A 15,743-nucleotide genomic window follows, 5' to 3' on the forward strand; every position below is an offset into this window, starting at 1 on the left:
CACTACACTTAATGCGTCATCTTACTAAGGAACGCGCATGATCTCCCCCCAGCCCGATAAAGCAGGACTCCACATTTTATTAAAACTCGCCTGTCTGGTGGTTATCCTCGCGGGTATTCATGCTGCCGCTGACATTATCGTCCAGCTTCTGCTGGCACTCTTTTTTGCCATTGTTCTCAATCCGCTGGTGACCTGGTTTTTACGCCGGGGCGTTAGCCGCCCGGTGGCCATCACTATTGTGGTGATTGTAATGCTGATTGGCCTGACGGCACTCTTCGGCGTACTGGCCGCATCGCTGAGCGAATTCTCCACCATGCTGCCGCAGTACAATAAAGAGCTGACGCGCAAAATCATCGCCCTGCAGGAGATGATGCCCTTTCTTAACCTGCATATCTCGCCAGAACGGATGCTGCGCAGGATGGATTCAGAGAAAGTCATGACCTACGCCACCACGCTGATGACCGGTCTTTCCGGCGCGATGGCCAGCATTTTGCTGCTGGTCATGACGGTGGTGTTCATGCTGTTCGAAGTCCGTCATGTGCCCTACAAGCTGCGTTTTGCATTAAATAACCCGCAAATCCATATTGCCGGTTTACACCGCGCGCTGAAGGGCGTGTCCAAATATCTGGCGCTGAAAACGCTGTTGAGCGTATGGACCGGGATCATTGTCTGGCTGGGACTGATGCTGATGGGCGTCCAGTTCGCCCTGATGTGGGGGGTGCTGGCATTTCTGCTGAACTACGTTCCCAACATTGGCGCCGTGCTCTCCGCCGTGCCGCCGATGATTCAGGCGTTTCTGTTTAATGGATTTTATGAATGTATGCTGGTCGGCGCGCTGTTTCTCGTTGTGCATATGGTGCTGGGGAATATTCTCGAGCCGCGGATGATGGGTCACCGGCTGGGCATGTCGACGCTGGTGGTATTTTTATCCTTACTGATTTGGGGATGGCTGCTGGGCCCGGTTGGGATGCTGCTGTCGGTTCCGCTGACCAGCGTATGTAAAATCTGGATGGAGACCACCAAAGGGGGCAGCAAGCTGGCGATCCTGCTGGGGCCGGGACGACCCAAAAGCCGGTTGCCGGGCTAAGCCGCTGGTCGGGTTAGCCATTATCGGGGACAATAGATTATAGTAATGGTTTCGCCGCGCAACTTTGCGACTCTCTGTTTGACTGAAGGCCAGACGTTATATGTACCAGGTTTTTCTGGGAAAAATCTCCTCGCTGAGCACCAACCGCTGGGCTCAAGCGCTCTCCCGTCACGCGCCCGAAGGCGCCCATCGCGCGCGCTGGCTCGCTGGACGCGGGTTGCTTTCGCGTCTGTTGGCGCCGACGCCACTCCCGGAGATTATCCACAACGAACAGGGGAAACCCCTTTTTGCCGGCGACTATCCGCTGTGGTTCAGCCTTAGCCACTCGGGAGATGAGATTGCGTTAATTATCAGTGACGAAGGTAACGTGGGCTGTTCCCTGGAACGTATTCGCCCGCAGGATAACTGGCGCACGCTCGCCAATGCCGTCTTCAGCGGCGCCGAGCATGAAGAGCTGGAAAAGGAAACGCCAGAGCGCCAGCTTACGGCATTCTGGCGTATCTGGACGCGAAAGGAAGCGATCGTTAAACAGTGCGGCGGTCACGCCTGGCAAATGGTTAGCATTGACAGTACCGCCAGCGCGTTTCATTCAGTCAGCCACTGCCGCATAGACTCGCTGAGCCTTGCGGTCTGTACCGCAACACCCTTCGAACTCAACGCCGGCCTGATTCATTCTGCTGACGACGTGCTGGCCTAAAAATCGTTAGTACACCCAGCATAATAAACCCGACGCCCACCAGCCCGTGCCAGGAGAAGTGTTCCCCCCAGCCGGGCAGGACGATTGCCGCGGCCCACACCAGAATATAACTGAGGCTCAGCAAGGCATATGCTTTGCTGAGCGCCATTCGATGCAGCGCCAGATACCAGCAGCCCATAGAGGCCACATACCCCATCAACCCCAGCAGCAGCGCGCCCGTGCCGGATGAGAAGTGCCACAGCGCGGAAATAAGCGCCAGAACATCGCTGACCGGCGGCAGTGCCTGCATGGCATCGCGCAGCAACAGCTGTGCGGCGCTGACTAACAGCACGCTGCATAACGCCCAGAACGCGCCTTTCACAGGCTTCCTCCCAGCACGATAATCCCAATGATGATAAACCCGACCCCCAGCCAGTGGTGCGCAGCAACGTGTTCGCGCCAGAATACTTTTGCCGCCAGCGTTACCCAGACAAAGTTGAGGCTCAGCATAGGATAGGCGACGCCAACGGGCAGGCGTTGCAGCACCACCAGCCAGACCAGCATTCCGCTACCCAGCGCCAGCACTGCCAGACCAAGCCACAACATAATGTGCGCGCCGCGCCGCCCGGCTTTCGCCGGACGGGTGGCCTGTTTCTGGCATAACTGCCCCGCGCAGCTGAGCAAGCTTGCCAGTACCAGCCAGGTCCAGGTCATCACTTCGGCAGATACTCCAGCAAGGCAAACCGTCCCTGGATATAGAGATTGTCCGGCTGCGGTAAATTCGCCCGTGAGATATCGTCACGTTTTGACAGCAGAACCACCAGCGACACACGCCCCTGCTGACGATGCGTCGCCAGCCACTGCGCGAAGTCATCTTTGTCGACGTAACGATCTTTCACATCGGGATAATCCAGCCCGTAACGCAGTTCGCCGCTCTGACCAAACAGCGTAATGTCATTACGCTTCAGCTCCCACGCCAGACCCGCGGCCACGCCAACGTTATTGGCCAGCACAAATCGGCTTTCCTGAAGCGGCTCGCGCACGGTATCGACCAGCGACTGCGGCTGTTTGGAATCCACCACCAGGTTAGGAATGGCAAAACCAATCAGCAACGCCAGGCCTGCAGGACACAAGGCTGCCAGCCACCAGCGCTGCTGACTCTGTCTGAACGTAAACCAGCCCACCGCGGCCCAGAGGAGGAACGCCACCACTGCACAGAACACTTTGTACAGTTCGACCGGCGTCCAGACCGGATGCTTAGCCAGCCCCCATGGCGAGACCACCAGCGCCGCAATCACGCCGATCACCCCAAACGCCAGGTTAATCCCACCGTTAATGCGCAACGCTCTCGCACCTTTTTCCGCCGCGAGGCAGGCATAGCGCGCCATCAGGATAGCCAGCGGGGCAAAACAGGGCAGGATGTAGGTCGGCAGTTTGCCTTTGGCGATGCTGAAGAACAGCAGCGGCATCACCACCCAGCCCAGCAGATAGAATCCTCCACCCGCGCTTTGTCTGTCATTCCAGCCGAGACGAAACGCGCCCGGCAGCAGTGCCAGCCACGGCAGGCTGCCCGCAAGCAGGAACGGCAGGTAATACCAGAACGGGGCTTTATGCTGGGCGTCGCTCTGTGCAAAACGCTGAATATGTTCAACCCAGAAGAAGTAACGCCAGAAATCAGGCTCCCGATGCGCAATCGCCAGCGCCCACGGCAGGACAATCAGCACGCAGCTCAGGATCGCGAGCCAGCCAAAAATCAGCACCTCTTTCCAGCGCTTCTGGACGATCACCCACGGCAGCACGCCAATCACCGGAACGGCCAGCGCCAGGAAGCCTTTGGTCATCACCCCCATCCCGCAGGCCAGCCCAAGCAGCACATAGCCACCCGCTTTTCCGGCCACGGTTTGGGCCTGCGAGGCCAGCCAGAAGCTGCACATCGCCGCCACCAGCCACAGGGTGATGATAGGATCCAGCACCGCATACGTGCCGATACCGTACGCCAGGAACAGGGTCAGGAAGATAAGGCCGGAGAAAATGGCTACTCGCTTATCCCGCCAGAGACGCCAGGCCATCCAGATCACCAGCAGCGCCGTTAACCCGGTGGAGAATATCGCCCCGGCGCGTACGGCAAAGTTGGTGTGCCCGAACAGCAACTGCCCGAGACTGTTGATCCAGTAGCCAGCAATCGGTTTTTCAAAGTAACGCAGCCCCAGAAAATGCGGGACGATCCAGTCACCCGATGCCAGCATTTCGCGGCTGATTTCCGCATAGCGCGTTTCGTCAGGCTGCCACAGCAGGCGGACATCGACAGGAATGAGGTAGTAAACGATAAACAGTGCGAGAAGCGCTAAGCCATAACGGGCTGTTTTCATGGGACCGGACTCACGGTGTGTTGATGGCCAAGCCAGCCTTCCCGGCCAGCCAGTTCATTACGGACAATTTTTCCCACAGGCAGGGTGCTGAGGTCGTCGGGCAGCAGCTCGCTCAACGGGCAGAATTCAATGCCCTCCTGAGCGGCCAGGGTCAGCAACGCATCGAAATCATGCTGATACGCAATCCCCTCTACTTCTGCATGGATGGTATACACCGGCGTACCCGTATCGCGATGCATACGGTCCAGAATATAACGATTAAATTCTTCCGCCTTCACCTCGCGTCCGACCACTTCATCCCAGGTGGGAAGCGTGACCGGAATTTGCACCGTACCGTAGTGATTTTCGCCTAACAGCGGCAAAAACGGCCCGGTTCCGCGGCAATCGCTGTTGTAGCGAAACGCAAAGGCTTCTTTGGCCTTTACGACCCGTTGATCCGCACGCCATCCTGCCACGGCGGAACAGCGCACGGGCTGACCGGTGATGGCCTCCAGCTCCAGCATTCCACGCTCAATTTCACGGGAGAGACGCGGGATATCCCAGACGCCTGCCCACGCCTGCCAGGCGTGATGATCCCAGGCATGCAGGCCGACCTCATGCTGCTGCGCCGCCTCACGGATAACCGCTTCGTTACCCGCGCCGATGCGTCTACCGGGCCAGGCGGTGCCAGCCAGCAGAATATCCCAGCCGTAGAGAGATGCTGCGCGTGAGCGCAGCATTTTGAACAGAAATGCCGGTTTAATCAGACGCCATAAATGGCGTCCCATGTTGTCAGGCCCCACGCTGAAGAAGATGCTGGCACGCACGCCGTGCTTGTTCAGCAGTTCCAGCAGCCTGGGGACGCCGTTACGCGTTCCCCTGAAGGTGTCGACATCAATGCGTAAACCGACTTTTTTCATGAGACCTGTTCCGACAGCTCCACGGTGCGCAGGAAGAAGTCGAGCGTCTCGTCAATGGTCTGCTCCATCTTCACCGTCGGCGTCCAGTTCAGGCAGCGCTTCGCATTGCGAATGCTCGGCTTACGGTGCTCAACGTCCTGGTAGCCTTTACCGTAGTAGCTGCTGCTTTCCACTTCGCGGAAACCGGCAAACGGTGGGAATTTATCGCGCAGCGGATGGCGCTCAAAGCTGGCCAGCAGCATCTCAGCCAGTTCGCGAATGCTCGCTTCGTTGTCAGGGTTCCCGATGTTGATGATTTGACCGTTGCAGCGGTTATCTTTGTTTTCGATGATGCGGAACAGCGCTTCGATACCGTCGCTGATATCCGTGAAGCAGCGTTTCTGTTTGCCGCCTTCAATAAGCTTAATCGGTGAGCCTTCCACCAGGTTCAGGATCAGCTGGGTGATCGCACGGGAGCTACCGATACGCGCCGCGTTCAGGTTATCCAGACGCGGGCCCATCCAGTTGAACGGACGGAACAGGGTAAAGCGCAGCCCCTCTTTCTCACCGTAGGCCCAAATCACGCGGTCCAGCAGCTGTTTGGAGACAGAGTAGATCCAGCGCTGTTTGTTGATCGGCCCGACCACCAGGTTAGAGGTGTCTTCGTCGAAGTTTTTGTCGGTACACATGCCGTACACTTCAGAGGTGGACGGGAAGATGATGCGCTTGTCGTATTTCACGCAGTCGCGAATGATCTTCAGGTTCTCCTCGAAGTCCAGCTCGAACACGCGCAGCGGGTTACGGGTGTACTCAATAGGCGTGGCGATGGCGACCAGCGGCAGTACCACGTCACATTTTTTAATGTGGTATTCAATCCACTCGGAATGGATGCTGATATCCCCTTCCACGAAGTGGAAGCGTGGGTTGTCGAGGAAACGACTGATCGCATCCGCGCCAATATCCAGGCCATAGATTTCGTAGTTATCGTCTTTGAGCAGGCGTTCAGTCAGATGGTTACCGATAAAGCCGTTTACGCCGAGGATCAGCACGCGGGTACGGCGTTTAACGGCAACCACCGGGGCGCTTGTGATCAGCGCCCCGGCGACCAGACCCAGAGACTGGGCCAGCTGCGTGCCCTGCACGTAAAGACCGCTGTCGGTTTGCCCGGTAATAATCTCCAGCGCCTGCTCGCCGCAGCTCACAATCAGCGGTGAGACGGAGACAACGGTGCCCGGTTTTGCCGCCGGGATGTCGTCGCGCACGCGGGATTTCCAGACGATAAACTTGCTCACGCCCGCAAAGCTGTATGCCCCCGGCCATGGGTCGGTCACGGCGCGCACCAGGTTGTGAAGCTGGCGAGCAGGTTGGTTCCAGTCCAGACGACCATCCTCCGGCGTGCGGCGACCGAAGGTACTTGCTTTGCTCTCATCCTGCGCGGTCTCGCTGAAGGTGCCGTTCAGGATAGCTGGCAGCGCGTCGCGCAGCAGGCTTTGTGCCACGGTGCAAAGTTTCTGGTGCAGCTGCAGCGCCGTTTCATCCGCATCGATTGCCACGCGGTGCTGGGCAATGATGGCCCCCGCATCCGCACGGTGGACCATCCGGTGCAGGGTCACGCCCGTTTCCGTTTCGCCGTTCACCAGCACCCAGTTCAGCGGCGCGCGCCCACGGTAGGCTGGCAGCAGTGAGCCGTGAAGGTTAAATGCTCCTTTTGCGGCCAGGCCGAGGATCTCGTCGCAGATCAGGTTGCGATAGTAAAACGAGAAGATGACATCAGGGGCAAGCGCGCGGATGCGCTCCACCCACAGCGGATGGTTCACGTCGTCCGGGGCATAAACCGGAATCCCCCGCTCGGCGGCGATGCGCGCCACTGAGCTGAAAAAGTGATTTTCGCCCGCCGTGTCCGGATGGGTAAAGATTGCCGCAATGTCATAGCCCGCTTCCAGCAGGGCCAGCGTGCCCGTGCAACCCATATCGTGATAGGCAAATACAACAGCTTTCATGGGTGGATTTCCTCTTGAGATGCTTTGTGTTCCTGACGGACAACACGTTGAATAAAGTAGCGCGGACGTGCGCGGACATCGTTATAAATTCGGCCAATGTATTCACCGAGCAGGCCCATGCCGACAAACTGGGCACCGATGAACATAAACAGCACGGCAAAAAGCATGAAGACCCCTTCAGCCGCCCACTGCGGGCCAAAGACCAGCCGCAGCACCACCAGCAGGACGGAGAGCGCGAACCCCGCCAGCGCGATGATGCTGCCGAAAACGCTCAGCAGACGCAGTGGCGTGGTGGTCAGGCAGGTGATAAGGTCGTACATCAGGTTGATGAGACGCATGAAGCTGTACTTCGATTCCCCGTGCTCACGCTCGGCATGCAGGACCGGGATTTCCGTTGCCTTACGGGCGAACGTATTAGCGAGGATTGGAATAAACGTGCTGCGCTCGTGGCAATGCAGCATGGCGTCGACAATATGACGGCGGTAGGCGCGCAGCATGCAGCCGTAATCGCCCATCGCTTTACCGGTCGTACGCTGGATAAGACGGTTGATAGTGCGTGAGGCCAGCTTGCGGAACAGGCTGTCCTGACGGTTCTGACGCACCGTGCCGACCACGTCATAGCCTTCATCGGCTTTCGCCACCAGGCGTGGGATCTCCTCCGGCGGGTTTTGCAGATCCGCGTCCAGAGTGATGATCAGATCGCCCGTAACGTGGCTAAATCCGGCCATGATCGCCGAGTGCTGGCCGTAGTTACGGTTCAGCAGCACGGCAACAATATGGCTGCCTTCAGCCTGGGCAGCATCGGTCAGCATCATTGCGGAGTCATCGCTACTGCCATCGTCCACCAGCAAAATTTCATACGCTTTGCCCAGCGTCTCGCAGGCGGCCGTCGTGCGGCGAATCAGTTCAGGCAGGCTCTCCTGTTCGTTATAAACAGGAATGACGACGGAAACTTTTTGTACGGGTGGTGCACTGAACATATCAATGTCCTGCAAGCTGATGGAGCGCGGTAATGACGCGGGTTGTGTCGTCATGAGTCATGTCCGGAAAAAGAGGGAGAGAACAAATACGCGCGCTATTCCATTCCGAATTCGGGAGCGATACATCAGGAAAACGCTCGCGGTAGTATTTTTGAGTGTGCGCCGCGCGGAAGTGCAGGCCGGTACCAATGCCCTTCTCCTTCAGCGCCGCCATCAGGTTATCGCGTGAAATCCCACAGCGGGCTTCATCAACGCGAATAATAAACAGGTGCCAGGCGTGAACGTGCGGCCATGCCGGGATGGTCAGCGGCTGGAACGGCGTATCGGCCAGCTCCCGCAGATAGCGTTGCGCGATTTCCTCACGGCGTTTGTTGGCCTCTTTTAATTTGCCCAACTGCACCAGCGCCAGCGCGGCGTTAATATCCGCCAGGTTGTATTTATAGCCCGGCGAGATCACTTCAGCCTGCGGTGCACGACCGTGCGTCTGGCGGTCATAGGCATCCACCCCCAGGCCGTGGAATTTCAGACTGCGGATCCGCGCAGCAAGCTGAGCGTTATCCGTGACAACTAAACCGCCTTCTGCAGAGGTCATATTTTTAATGGCGTGGAAGGAAAAAATCGCCGTCCCTTTCCAGCCCACATGGCGGTTCTTGTAATAGGTTCCGGCGGCATGGGCAGCATCTTCAATAACGGGAATACCGTGACGTTCGCCAATGGCATGAATCGCGTCGATGTCACACGGTGCGCCAGCATAATGGACGGGGATAATGGCTTTAGTACGCGAGGTTATCGCCGCTTCAACGGCGTCAGGCGTCACCATCAACGTGTCGTTGTCCACATCAATCATCACCGGTGTGGCACCCAGCAACACGATCATATTTAGCGTGGAAACCCAGGTCTGGGAGGGGGTGATCACTTCATCGCCGGGGCCAATATTCAGCGCCATCAGCGTGACATGCATGCCCGCGGTGGCAGAACAGACGGCAATCGCATGCTGATTGCCCGTCAGATGACAAAATGCCTCTTCAAGCTCCTGATTTTTAGGCCCCGTGGTGATCCAGCCCGACATCAAAACGTCCTGAACCGCCGCCATTTCTTCGGCACCCATTGAGGGTCGCGAAAAGGGCAGAAAATCACTCATTATTAATTTCCTTGCAATAAAAATGGCACGTTTTTGATATTAACCAAATGCCGGTCCGTTTATTTCAACGAACCATAAACTCATATCAAAATAGCTTTCATTTCTTAGGGAAAAATTAAGACAACGTTTATAACGTTATAGAACTACTAGCAGACACTTTAAAAACAACAAGTTAAATTAATATTAAATATTTTTTATTGTGACCTTCACAACGTTTTGCCAGGAAATGATTTAAACCAAACATCAACAAACAAAAAAAATCCCGGCCATTTCAAAATAATATGAAATAGCCGGGAACTTTTCTTTTTAGTTAATTGTCGCGCTTATTTTAAGTTTTCTGGAAAGTTTTCAGGTAACTCGCTGGCCGCACAGGCAATCACGCTGTCATCATTTGGACCACAGTCGCGCACAAAGGTGATTGTCGCGAATTCATCAATCACTTCTGTGGGATATGCCGGACCGGCATCGCGATAGCTATTCATCAGCGGAATATGATCGTTCTGGAAACAGACGGTTTTTTCCGGATTGTTCATTACCCAGCGCGGGAAGAAGATGGTGCCGTGGAACAGGTTGTCGCCCAGGTTAACAATCAGGCTCACGTCAGTACCGGTTGGCTCTGTCCAGGAGATTTTATAGATGCTCTCCCCGACGCGAACGATATACGCCTGCTGATCTTTTACCCAACGGTTTCCGACCAGGCCGCTGTGAATACGGTAGTCGAGGGTGTTTTCATTTTTGACGTAAATCTCGTAGTTCCAGCCGTTATCGTAGGTATAAACCAGATGTTTGCCAACGAAGCCGCTTAAGTCATGTTTGTCGAAGTTGCTCATGATGTGTCTCCTTTGTTTTGATGAACGTATCGTACCCCTTCAAAAAATGAATGAATAACGCTATGTTTGAATCAAATTAATTCAAAAATTAGATATGTCATGCATAAAACAACTCTTGAACAGTGGTCACTCCTGGAAAAAGTGGTCGAGGCCGGGAGTTTTGCCAAAGCGGCAGAACAGACACACCGCAGCCAGTCTTCCGTCAGTTACAACCTCTCTTTACTCCAGGAGCGCCTGGGCATTGCGCTGCTGGTGGTGGAAGGGAGACGGGCAGTCCTCACGCCCGCAGGAGAATTATTGCTGAATCAGGTAAAACCGCTGCTGAAAGCGTTCTCTTATGTTGAGACGCGCGCCGCGACGCTGCAAAGCGGCATGCGCACCCGAGTCGATCTGATCGTAGACAGTATTTTTCCCCGCCGCAGGCTGTTCGCGATTTTAAGACAATTCCAGCAACGGTATCCGCAAACCCAGGTGCGCCTTACCGAGGTGCTGGAAAATAGCCGCGCGGACACGATAAACGACGAAGCGGACGTAATGGTCCTGACCCGCCGCCAGGACATTACCGGGCTTGGCGAGTGGCTGATGAATATCGACTTTGTCGCCGTGGCGCATTACCAGCATCCGCTCTTTTGTCTTGATGCACCGCTTAATGATGAGATGCTGCGCCCGTGGCCGCTTATCCAGATTGCGGACAGCCAGAACGCCGCGCGGGCTGCCGGCGAGTCGTGGACGTTCTCCACCATTGATGCTGCCATAGAGGCGGTTGTCTCTCAGGTCGGCTACGGCTGGCTGCCAGAGGAACGCATCCAGCCCCTGCTGGAGCGAGGCTTACTGAAAATCCTTCCGCTGAACCACGGTGTCCGCCGGGCCACGCCGCTGCATTTGATCGTGAAACGTACCCTCGCCCCGCTGGATGAGCAGGTTGAAACCCTGCTGCGCCTTTTTAGCCAGGAGCCGTCATCACCACCTGCTACGCTTTAAGGTCCGAACGCTAAAACGATAAGGAGCAGAAGATGAAAATCGACTTTGCGGGGAAAGTGGCGCTGGTGACTGCCTCAACCGGCGGTATCGGGTTCGCCATTGCCAGAGGCCTGGCGGAAAGCGGCGCGGAAGTGATCGTGAATGGCCGCAGCATCGACTCGGTGAACAAGGGTATTCAGCAGTTACAGCAGGTTGTACCCGGCGTACAGGTGCGTGCCGCCATTGCCGATCTCAGTACGGCAGAAGGGGTGGAGTCGCTGCTGAAGGTCGCAAGTGATGTCGATATTCTGGTGAACAACGCCGGAATTTACGGCCCGCAGGACTTCTATAGCACCGACGATGAAACCTGGGAGCGTTACTGGCAGACCAACGTGATGTCCGGCGTGCGTCTTTCCCGCGCTCTGCTGCCAGGCATGGTGAAAAAAGGCTGGGGACGGGTGGTGTTTATCTCTTCCGAATCGGCATGCAATATTCCGGCGGATATGATCCACTACGGGGTGACCAAAACGGCACAGCTCTCGCTCGCGCGCGGGCTGGCGAAGTTCGTGGCGGGAAGCGGCGTGACGGTGAACAGCGTACTGCCGGGGCCCACCCTGTCGGACGGTTTCGCTGAAATGATGAAAGATGAAATCGAGAAAACCGGGAAATCGCTGGAGCAGCTGGCGAAAGAATTTGTCATGGCCAACCGCCCCAGCTCGGTTATCCAGCGTGCGGCCACGGTAGAAGAGGTGGCCAATATGGTGATTTATGTCTGTTCGCCTCAGGCCTCCGCCACCTCGGGCGCAGCGTTGCGCGTTGACGGTGGCGTGGTGGATGACATCATCTGATCCCGTTACGCCGCACTGCCCGTCACGCGGCGGGCCGTGATGTAATGTGCTTGCCAGTAGTCATCGGTCAGGGTTGACACCGTCACCCCCTGGCTGCTGGAGGCGTGAATAAACCGGTTGTCACCGATGTAGACACCGACATGCTTTCGGTTTGGCCCCGTCTGGAAGAAGACCAGGTCGCCGGCCTTAAGACGGTACTGCGCCACCTGCACGCCGCGATGGATTTGCTCGCTGGTCGTGCGCGGCAAATTAAGATTCGCCGCATCGCTGAACAGGTGCTGCATCAGTGCAGAGCAATCCACGCCGCGGTGGCTCGTGCCGCCCCACTGATACTGGGTTCCCTTCCACTTCTGGTATTGATCGAGAATGCGCGAGCGCAGCGGGCCCGTTTCCTGATGAAACAGCGCCGATTTCGCGGGTGATTCCGCAAACGCAGAATTCATCGAGATCATCGATGCAGGCAGTTGAAAACTCATTGCAGAAAACGAAGCAAAACTGAGTGTGAGGATTGAAATAAGCGATCTTAACGTCATATCAAAAATTGTGGCTTTGAGTGAATTTTTCCTTACGCGTGGGGGCCAATGTTCCCCCGAAATATCTTTCGATGTGGCGATAATATAGACAGTTCATTTTTTCACCAACGACTATCGAGGCCAAAAATGGACTCACTTTTAGATCGCAAGATCGTGAAAAAAAGAGTGGTGATGTAAGGACTGTTCAGATAAAGCAGGTAAACTGATCCGCAGAATGTGTATTTCAGCTAAGACGTATTTATGACCAATATGATTGCCGACGAGACGGTGGCTAAATCCAGCGTGCTCTCTGTCTTTGATTTTGATGGGACACTAACGCACCACGATAGCTTTATCCCTTTCCTGCGTTTTGCCTTTGGGAAACGCTACTTCGCAGGCCGCCTGGTGCGCATGGCGTTACCTACGCTGCACTGCGTTCGCCGCAAGCTGACCCGGGATGAGCTCAAGGAAGTGCTGATCAAAACATTCCTGACGGGAGTGGATGAGCACTGGCTGCGCCAGCAGGCGGAAGCATTTTGCGAAAAATACTGGAACAAGCTGATGCGCCCCGAAGGGGTTCTGGCCGTGGCGGCGGAGGTGAATTCCGGTGCGGAGGTGACGATCTGTTCTGCCTCTCCGGCGCTGGTGCTTCAGCCCTGGGCGGATAAGCTCGGTATTAAGCTGATTGGCACCCAGCTGGAAGTGAAAGACGGCAAGCTGACAGGACGCATCACCGGCAATAACTGCCGCTGTGCCCAGAAAGTCGCAAGACTGGAAAAAGTGTATGGCGATCTGAAGGCCTATCACCTGCGCGCCTGGGGAGATACCCGCGGCGACCACGAGCTGCTGGCCGCGGCGCAGGATCCTCACTGGCGGCATTTCCACCACCCGCGCAAGCGCCGGAATTCGCCGATTAAGGGTTAGGTGCGGTCTGGTGCCCTCACCCCAGCCCTCTCCCACGGGGAGAGGGAGAAAGGCAAAGCATCAGGCCTCACGTTTCCCAGGGAACATCACGCTCGTAATAATCCCCAGCGCCAGCACGCCTAAGACCACAAACAGGCTCGCCGTCGCGCCAATGCTGTACCCGTGATGCCAGAAGTGATCGGTGGCATTTAACCCCAGCTTGAACGCCACGAAGAACAGCAGCAACACCACGGCTTTCTCAAGGTGGACCAGATACTGCTTGAGCGCTTCCAGCACAAAGTAGAGGGTACGCAGGCCGAGAATGGCGAACATCATGGCGCTATAGATAATCAGCGGCTCGCGGCTCACGGCAATAATGGCCGGTACGGAGTCAAATGCGAACATCACGTCAGAAAGTTCCACCACTGCCACGCAAAGCAGCAGCGGCGTCGCGTAGCGTTTCGCCTTCTTCACGCGCCCGACCATGACGTCCTGGTTTTCCGGCTTTTCAAGCTCCGCATCCACCTCTTTCTGGGTCAGGATAAAGGCATTGCTGCTGATTTTCGGCCAGACCGGATAGAAGCGCTTCACCAGGCGGTACGCGAGATGGCCGGAGTAATCTTCCACTTCGTCACTCTCTTCATTGCGTTTGAGCATCATCACCGCCGTCCAGCCGACAACCAGCGCAAAAATGACCTCCACGTACGGCCCCAGGCTCAGCAGGCTGGTTCCGATCGCCACGAAAATACCGCGGAAAACAATCGCCCCCAGCACACCCCAGTAGAGCACGCGGTGACGGTACTTATCCGGCACGCCGAACCAGGCGAAAATCGCCATCATCACAAACAGGTTATCGACGGAAAGCACCTCTTCCAGCGCATAGCCGGTGAGGAACAGGCTCGCCATCTCTGCACCGTGGTGGACATACAGGAACCCGGCGAACGCCATCGCCATCATGACCCAGAAGATGGACCACATCGCCGCGCTTTTCAGCGAGACAGGTTTATCGTGACGGTGCATAAAGAGGTCGATAAACATCGCCCCAACGGCCATCACCACAAAGACAACAACGGTTTCCGTCGGGAAACCGAGATGAGCAGCTGACATACACAACCCTTTTTTGGATACAAAACACCATGCAGACAATAAAAAGCGCGAGCCCGTTAAGGGCACAGCACGCAAAAAAATAAATATTAACTGTTCTTTTCGGCCAGCGCCTGCGCACACGCCCAGGCACTTGCCCACGCCCACTGGAAGTTATACCCGCCGAGCCAGCCGGTGACGTCCATCACTTCGCCGATAAAGTAGAGCCCCGGCACGTTGCGGGCTTCCATGGTGCGCGAGGAGAGTTCATTTGTATCAACGCCGCCCAGCGTCACTTCCGCCGTGCGGTACCCCTCGGTGCCGTTTGGCTGAACGCGCCAGTTTGTCAGCGTCTCCACCAGCGTCTCTTGCTCGCGGCTGTTCAATTGCTTAAGCGATACGTCCGGGATCTGCCCCAGCACCTGAAGGCACTCCACCAGACGTTTTGGCAGCTGCATCGCCAGCGTGTTTTTCAGGCTCTGATTCGGGTGCGCCTCGCGCTGCTCGTTGAGGAACGCGTCCAGGTCGCAGTCCGGCACCAGATTCACCGTGACAAATTCACCCGGCTGCCAGTAGCTGGAGATTTGCAGTACCGCCGGGCCAGAGAGCCCCCGATGGGTAAAGAGCAGGTTTTCACGGAATACCGTCCCGTCTTCGGCAGTCATGACGGAAGGAACGGAGACGCCAGAAAGCGTCTGAAGCTGTTCAAGAAGGGGTTTGTGCAGCGTGAACGGCACCAGACCCGCGCGCGTGGGCAGTACCTTAAGACCAAACTGCTCGGCAATCTTATAGCCGAACGGGGACGCGCCCAGACCCGGCATAGAGAGGCCACCGCTGGCGACGACCAGATTATCAGCACTGACGGTTTCACCGTTCAGCTGCAGCGTGTACCCCTGTTCGTCGCGGGCGACCTCCAGCACTTCCGTGCGCAGACGCATCACCACGCCGCCCTTCTCGCACTCGGCGACCAGCATATCGACAATCTGCTGCGCGGAGTCGTCGCAGAACAGCTGTCCCAGCGTCTTTTCATGCCACGCGATGCCGTGCTTGCCCACCAGGTCGATAAAGTCCCACTGGGTGTAACGCGCCAGTGCAGATTTGCAAAAATGACGGTTTTGGCTCAAATACGCCGCGGGTTCGACATAAAGATTGGTGAAGTTACAACGCCCGCCGCCCGACATCAGGATCTTGCGGCCAGGCTTTTTTCCGTTGTCCAGTAACAGCACACGACGACCCGCCTGTCCGGCCATCGCCGCACAAAACATACCCGCCGCACCGGCGCCAATTACCACGGCATCAAACCTTTCCACGTCAAAATCCTCTTCGTTAACTGCCGCGGATTGTAAAGTTTCCTCTGTGGTCACACCAGCGTAAAAAGTTCTTACAAAGCCATTCCATTGAAATTTAACGATTATCCCTTCAAGCACTTTTCTCAAATCAGGTGGTATGTCAAAAAAAGTCTATATTTCACTTTGC

16 protein-coding genes are annotated in these 15,743 nt (G+C 56.4%); 5 read left to right on the forward strand and 11 right to left on the reverse strand.

The annotated features are described in order from the left end of the window. Positions 1–37: 37 nt before the first annotated feature. Together BFV64_RS22110 and acpT are read left to right on the forward strand one after the other, a co-directional pair. Complete coding sequence (locus BFV64_RS22110) at positions 38–1,087, forward strand: AI-2E family transporter (RefSeq protein WP_014885564.1); 1,050 nt, start codon at positions 38–40, stop codon at positions 1,085–1,087. Between the two features lie 100 nt (positions 1,088–1,187). Further along, positions 1,188–1,784, forward strand: a complete 597-nt coding sequence (acpT, locus tag BFV64_RS22115) for a 4'-phosphopantetheinyl transferase AcpT (protein ID WP_050862870.1) — start codon at positions 1,188–1,190, stop codon at positions 1,782–1,784. Here the strand turns inward: acpT and arnF are convergent. The 8 genes from arnF to BFV64_RS22155 all read right to left on the reverse strand — a co-directional run bounded on the left by arnF (position 1,741) and on the right by BFV64_RS22155 (position 9,961). Beyond that, entirely contained in the window at positions 1,741–2,145 is a 405-nt protein-coding gene (arnF, locus tag BFV64_RS22120) for a 4-amino-4-deoxy-L-arabinose-phosphoundecaprenol flippase subunit ArnF (RefSeq protein WP_069602432.1), read from the reverse strand. The two genes, acpT and arnF, sit on opposite strands and share 44 nt — an antisense overlap. Continuing rightward, positions 2,142–2,477, reverse strand: coding sequence for a 4-amino-4-deoxy-L-arabinose-phosphoundecaprenol flippase subunit ArnE (arnE, locus tag BFV64_RS22125; protein WP_069602433.1), 336 nt, complete (start codon positions 2,475–2,477; stop codon positions 2,142–2,144). Before arnE ends, arnF begins: the two co-directional genes overlap by 4 nt. After that, positions 2,477–4,132, reverse strand: coding sequence for a lipid IV(A) 4-amino-4-deoxy-L-arabinosyltransferase (arnT, locus tag BFV64_RS22130; protein WP_069602434.1), 1,656 nt, complete (start codon positions 4,130–4,132; stop codon positions 2,477–2,479). The genes arnE and arnT overlap by 1 nt, the downstream gene beginning before the upstream one ends. Next, entirely contained in the window at positions 4,129–5,031 is a 903-nt protein-coding gene (gene arnD / locus BFV64_RS22135) for a 4-deoxy-4-formamido-L-arabinose-phosphoundecaprenol deformylase (RefSeq protein WP_069602435.1), read from the reverse strand. Before arnD ends, arnT begins: the two co-directional genes overlap by 4 nt. Beyond that, complete coding sequence (gene arnA, locus BFV64_RS22140; RefSeq protein WP_014885570.1) at positions 5,028–7,010, reverse strand: bifunctional UDP-4-amino-4-deoxy-L-arabinose formyltransferase/UDP-glucuronic acid oxidase ArnA; 1,983 nt, start codon at positions 7,008–7,010, stop codon at positions 5,028–5,030. The genes arnD and arnA overlap by 4 nt, the downstream gene beginning before the upstream one ends. After that, complete coding sequence (arnC, locus tag BFV64_RS22145) at positions 7,007–7,990, reverse strand: undecaprenyl-phosphate 4-deoxy-4-formamido-L-arabinose transferase (RefSeq protein WP_045135446.1); 984 nt, start codon at positions 7,988–7,990, stop codon at positions 7,007–7,009. The genes arnA and arnC overlap by 4 nt, the downstream gene beginning before the upstream one ends. 1 nt (position 7,991) lies before the next feature. Then, a complete protein-coding gene (arnB, locus tag BFV64_RS22150) occupies positions 7,992–9,131 on the reverse strand; it encodes a UDP-4-amino-4-deoxy-L-arabinose aminotransferase (RefSeq protein WP_058690285.1) in 1,140 nt (379 codons plus the stop codon). Positions 9,132–9,454: 323 nt separating this feature from the next. After that, positions 9,455–9,961 carry a phenolic acid decarboxylase gene (locus tag BFV64_RS22155; protein WP_014885573.1) on the reverse strand — a complete coding sequence of 169 codons (507 nt, stop codon included), beginning with the start codon at positions 9,959–9,961 and terminating at the stop codon, positions 9,455–9,457. A gap of 99 nt (positions 9,962–10,060) precedes the next feature. On the opposite strand from BFV64_RS22155, the gene BFV64_RS22160 reads away from it, so the two are divergent. Together BFV64_RS22160 and BFV64_RS22165 are read left to right on the forward strand one after the other, a co-directional pair. Further along, on the forward strand, positions 10,061–10,942 hold the full coding sequence (locus tag BFV64_RS22160; RefSeq protein ID WP_069602436.1) for a LysR family transcriptional regulator: 882 nt from the start codon (positions 10,061–10,063) through the stop codon (positions 10,940–10,942). 32 nt (positions 10,943–10,974) lie between these two features. After that, on the forward strand, positions 10,975–11,769 hold the full coding sequence (locus tag BFV64_RS22165; protein WP_047027090.1) for an SDR family NAD(P)-dependent oxidoreductase: 795 nt from the start codon (positions 10,975–10,977) through the stop codon (positions 11,767–11,769). 5 nt (positions 11,770–11,774) lie between these two features. Here BFV64_RS22165 and BFV64_RS22170 read toward each other — a convergent pair whose 3' ends face one another. Continuing rightward, positions 11,775–12,221, reverse strand: a complete 447-nt coding sequence (locus BFV64_RS22170; protein WP_014885576.1) for an NlpC/P60 family protein — start codon at positions 12,219–12,221, stop codon at positions 11,775–11,777. 321 nt (positions 12,222–12,542) lie between these two features. Between BFV64_RS22170 and BFV64_RS22175 the strand changes: the two genes are divergently transcribed. After that, positions 12,543–13,205, forward strand: a complete 663-nt coding sequence (locus tag BFV64_RS22175; protein WP_072093626.1) for an HAD family hydrolase — start codon at positions 12,543–12,545, stop codon at positions 13,203–13,205. Between the two features lie 60 nt (positions 13,206–13,265). Here BFV64_RS22175 and BFV64_RS22180 read toward each other — a convergent pair whose 3' ends face one another. Together BFV64_RS22180 and BFV64_RS22185 are read right to left on the reverse strand one after the other, a co-directional pair. Further along, entirely contained in the window at positions 13,266–14,291 is a 1,026-nt protein-coding gene (locus tag BFV64_RS22180; protein ID WP_045281303.1) for a TerC/Alx family metal homeostasis membrane protein, read from the reverse strand. 86 nt (positions 14,292–14,377) lie between these two features. Next, entirely contained in the window at positions 14,378–15,577 is a 1,200-nt protein-coding gene (locus BFV64_RS22185; protein WP_069602494.1) for a BaiN/RdsA family NAD(P)/FAD-dependent oxidoreductase, read from the reverse strand. Positions 15,578–15,743: the final 166 nt, after the last annotated feature.

This window comes from Enterobacter kobei, assembly GCF_001729765.1.
Taxonomy (GTDB): domain Bacteria; phylum Pseudomonadota; class Gammaproteobacteria; order Enterobacterales; family Enterobacteriaceae; genus Enterobacter; species Enterobacter kobei.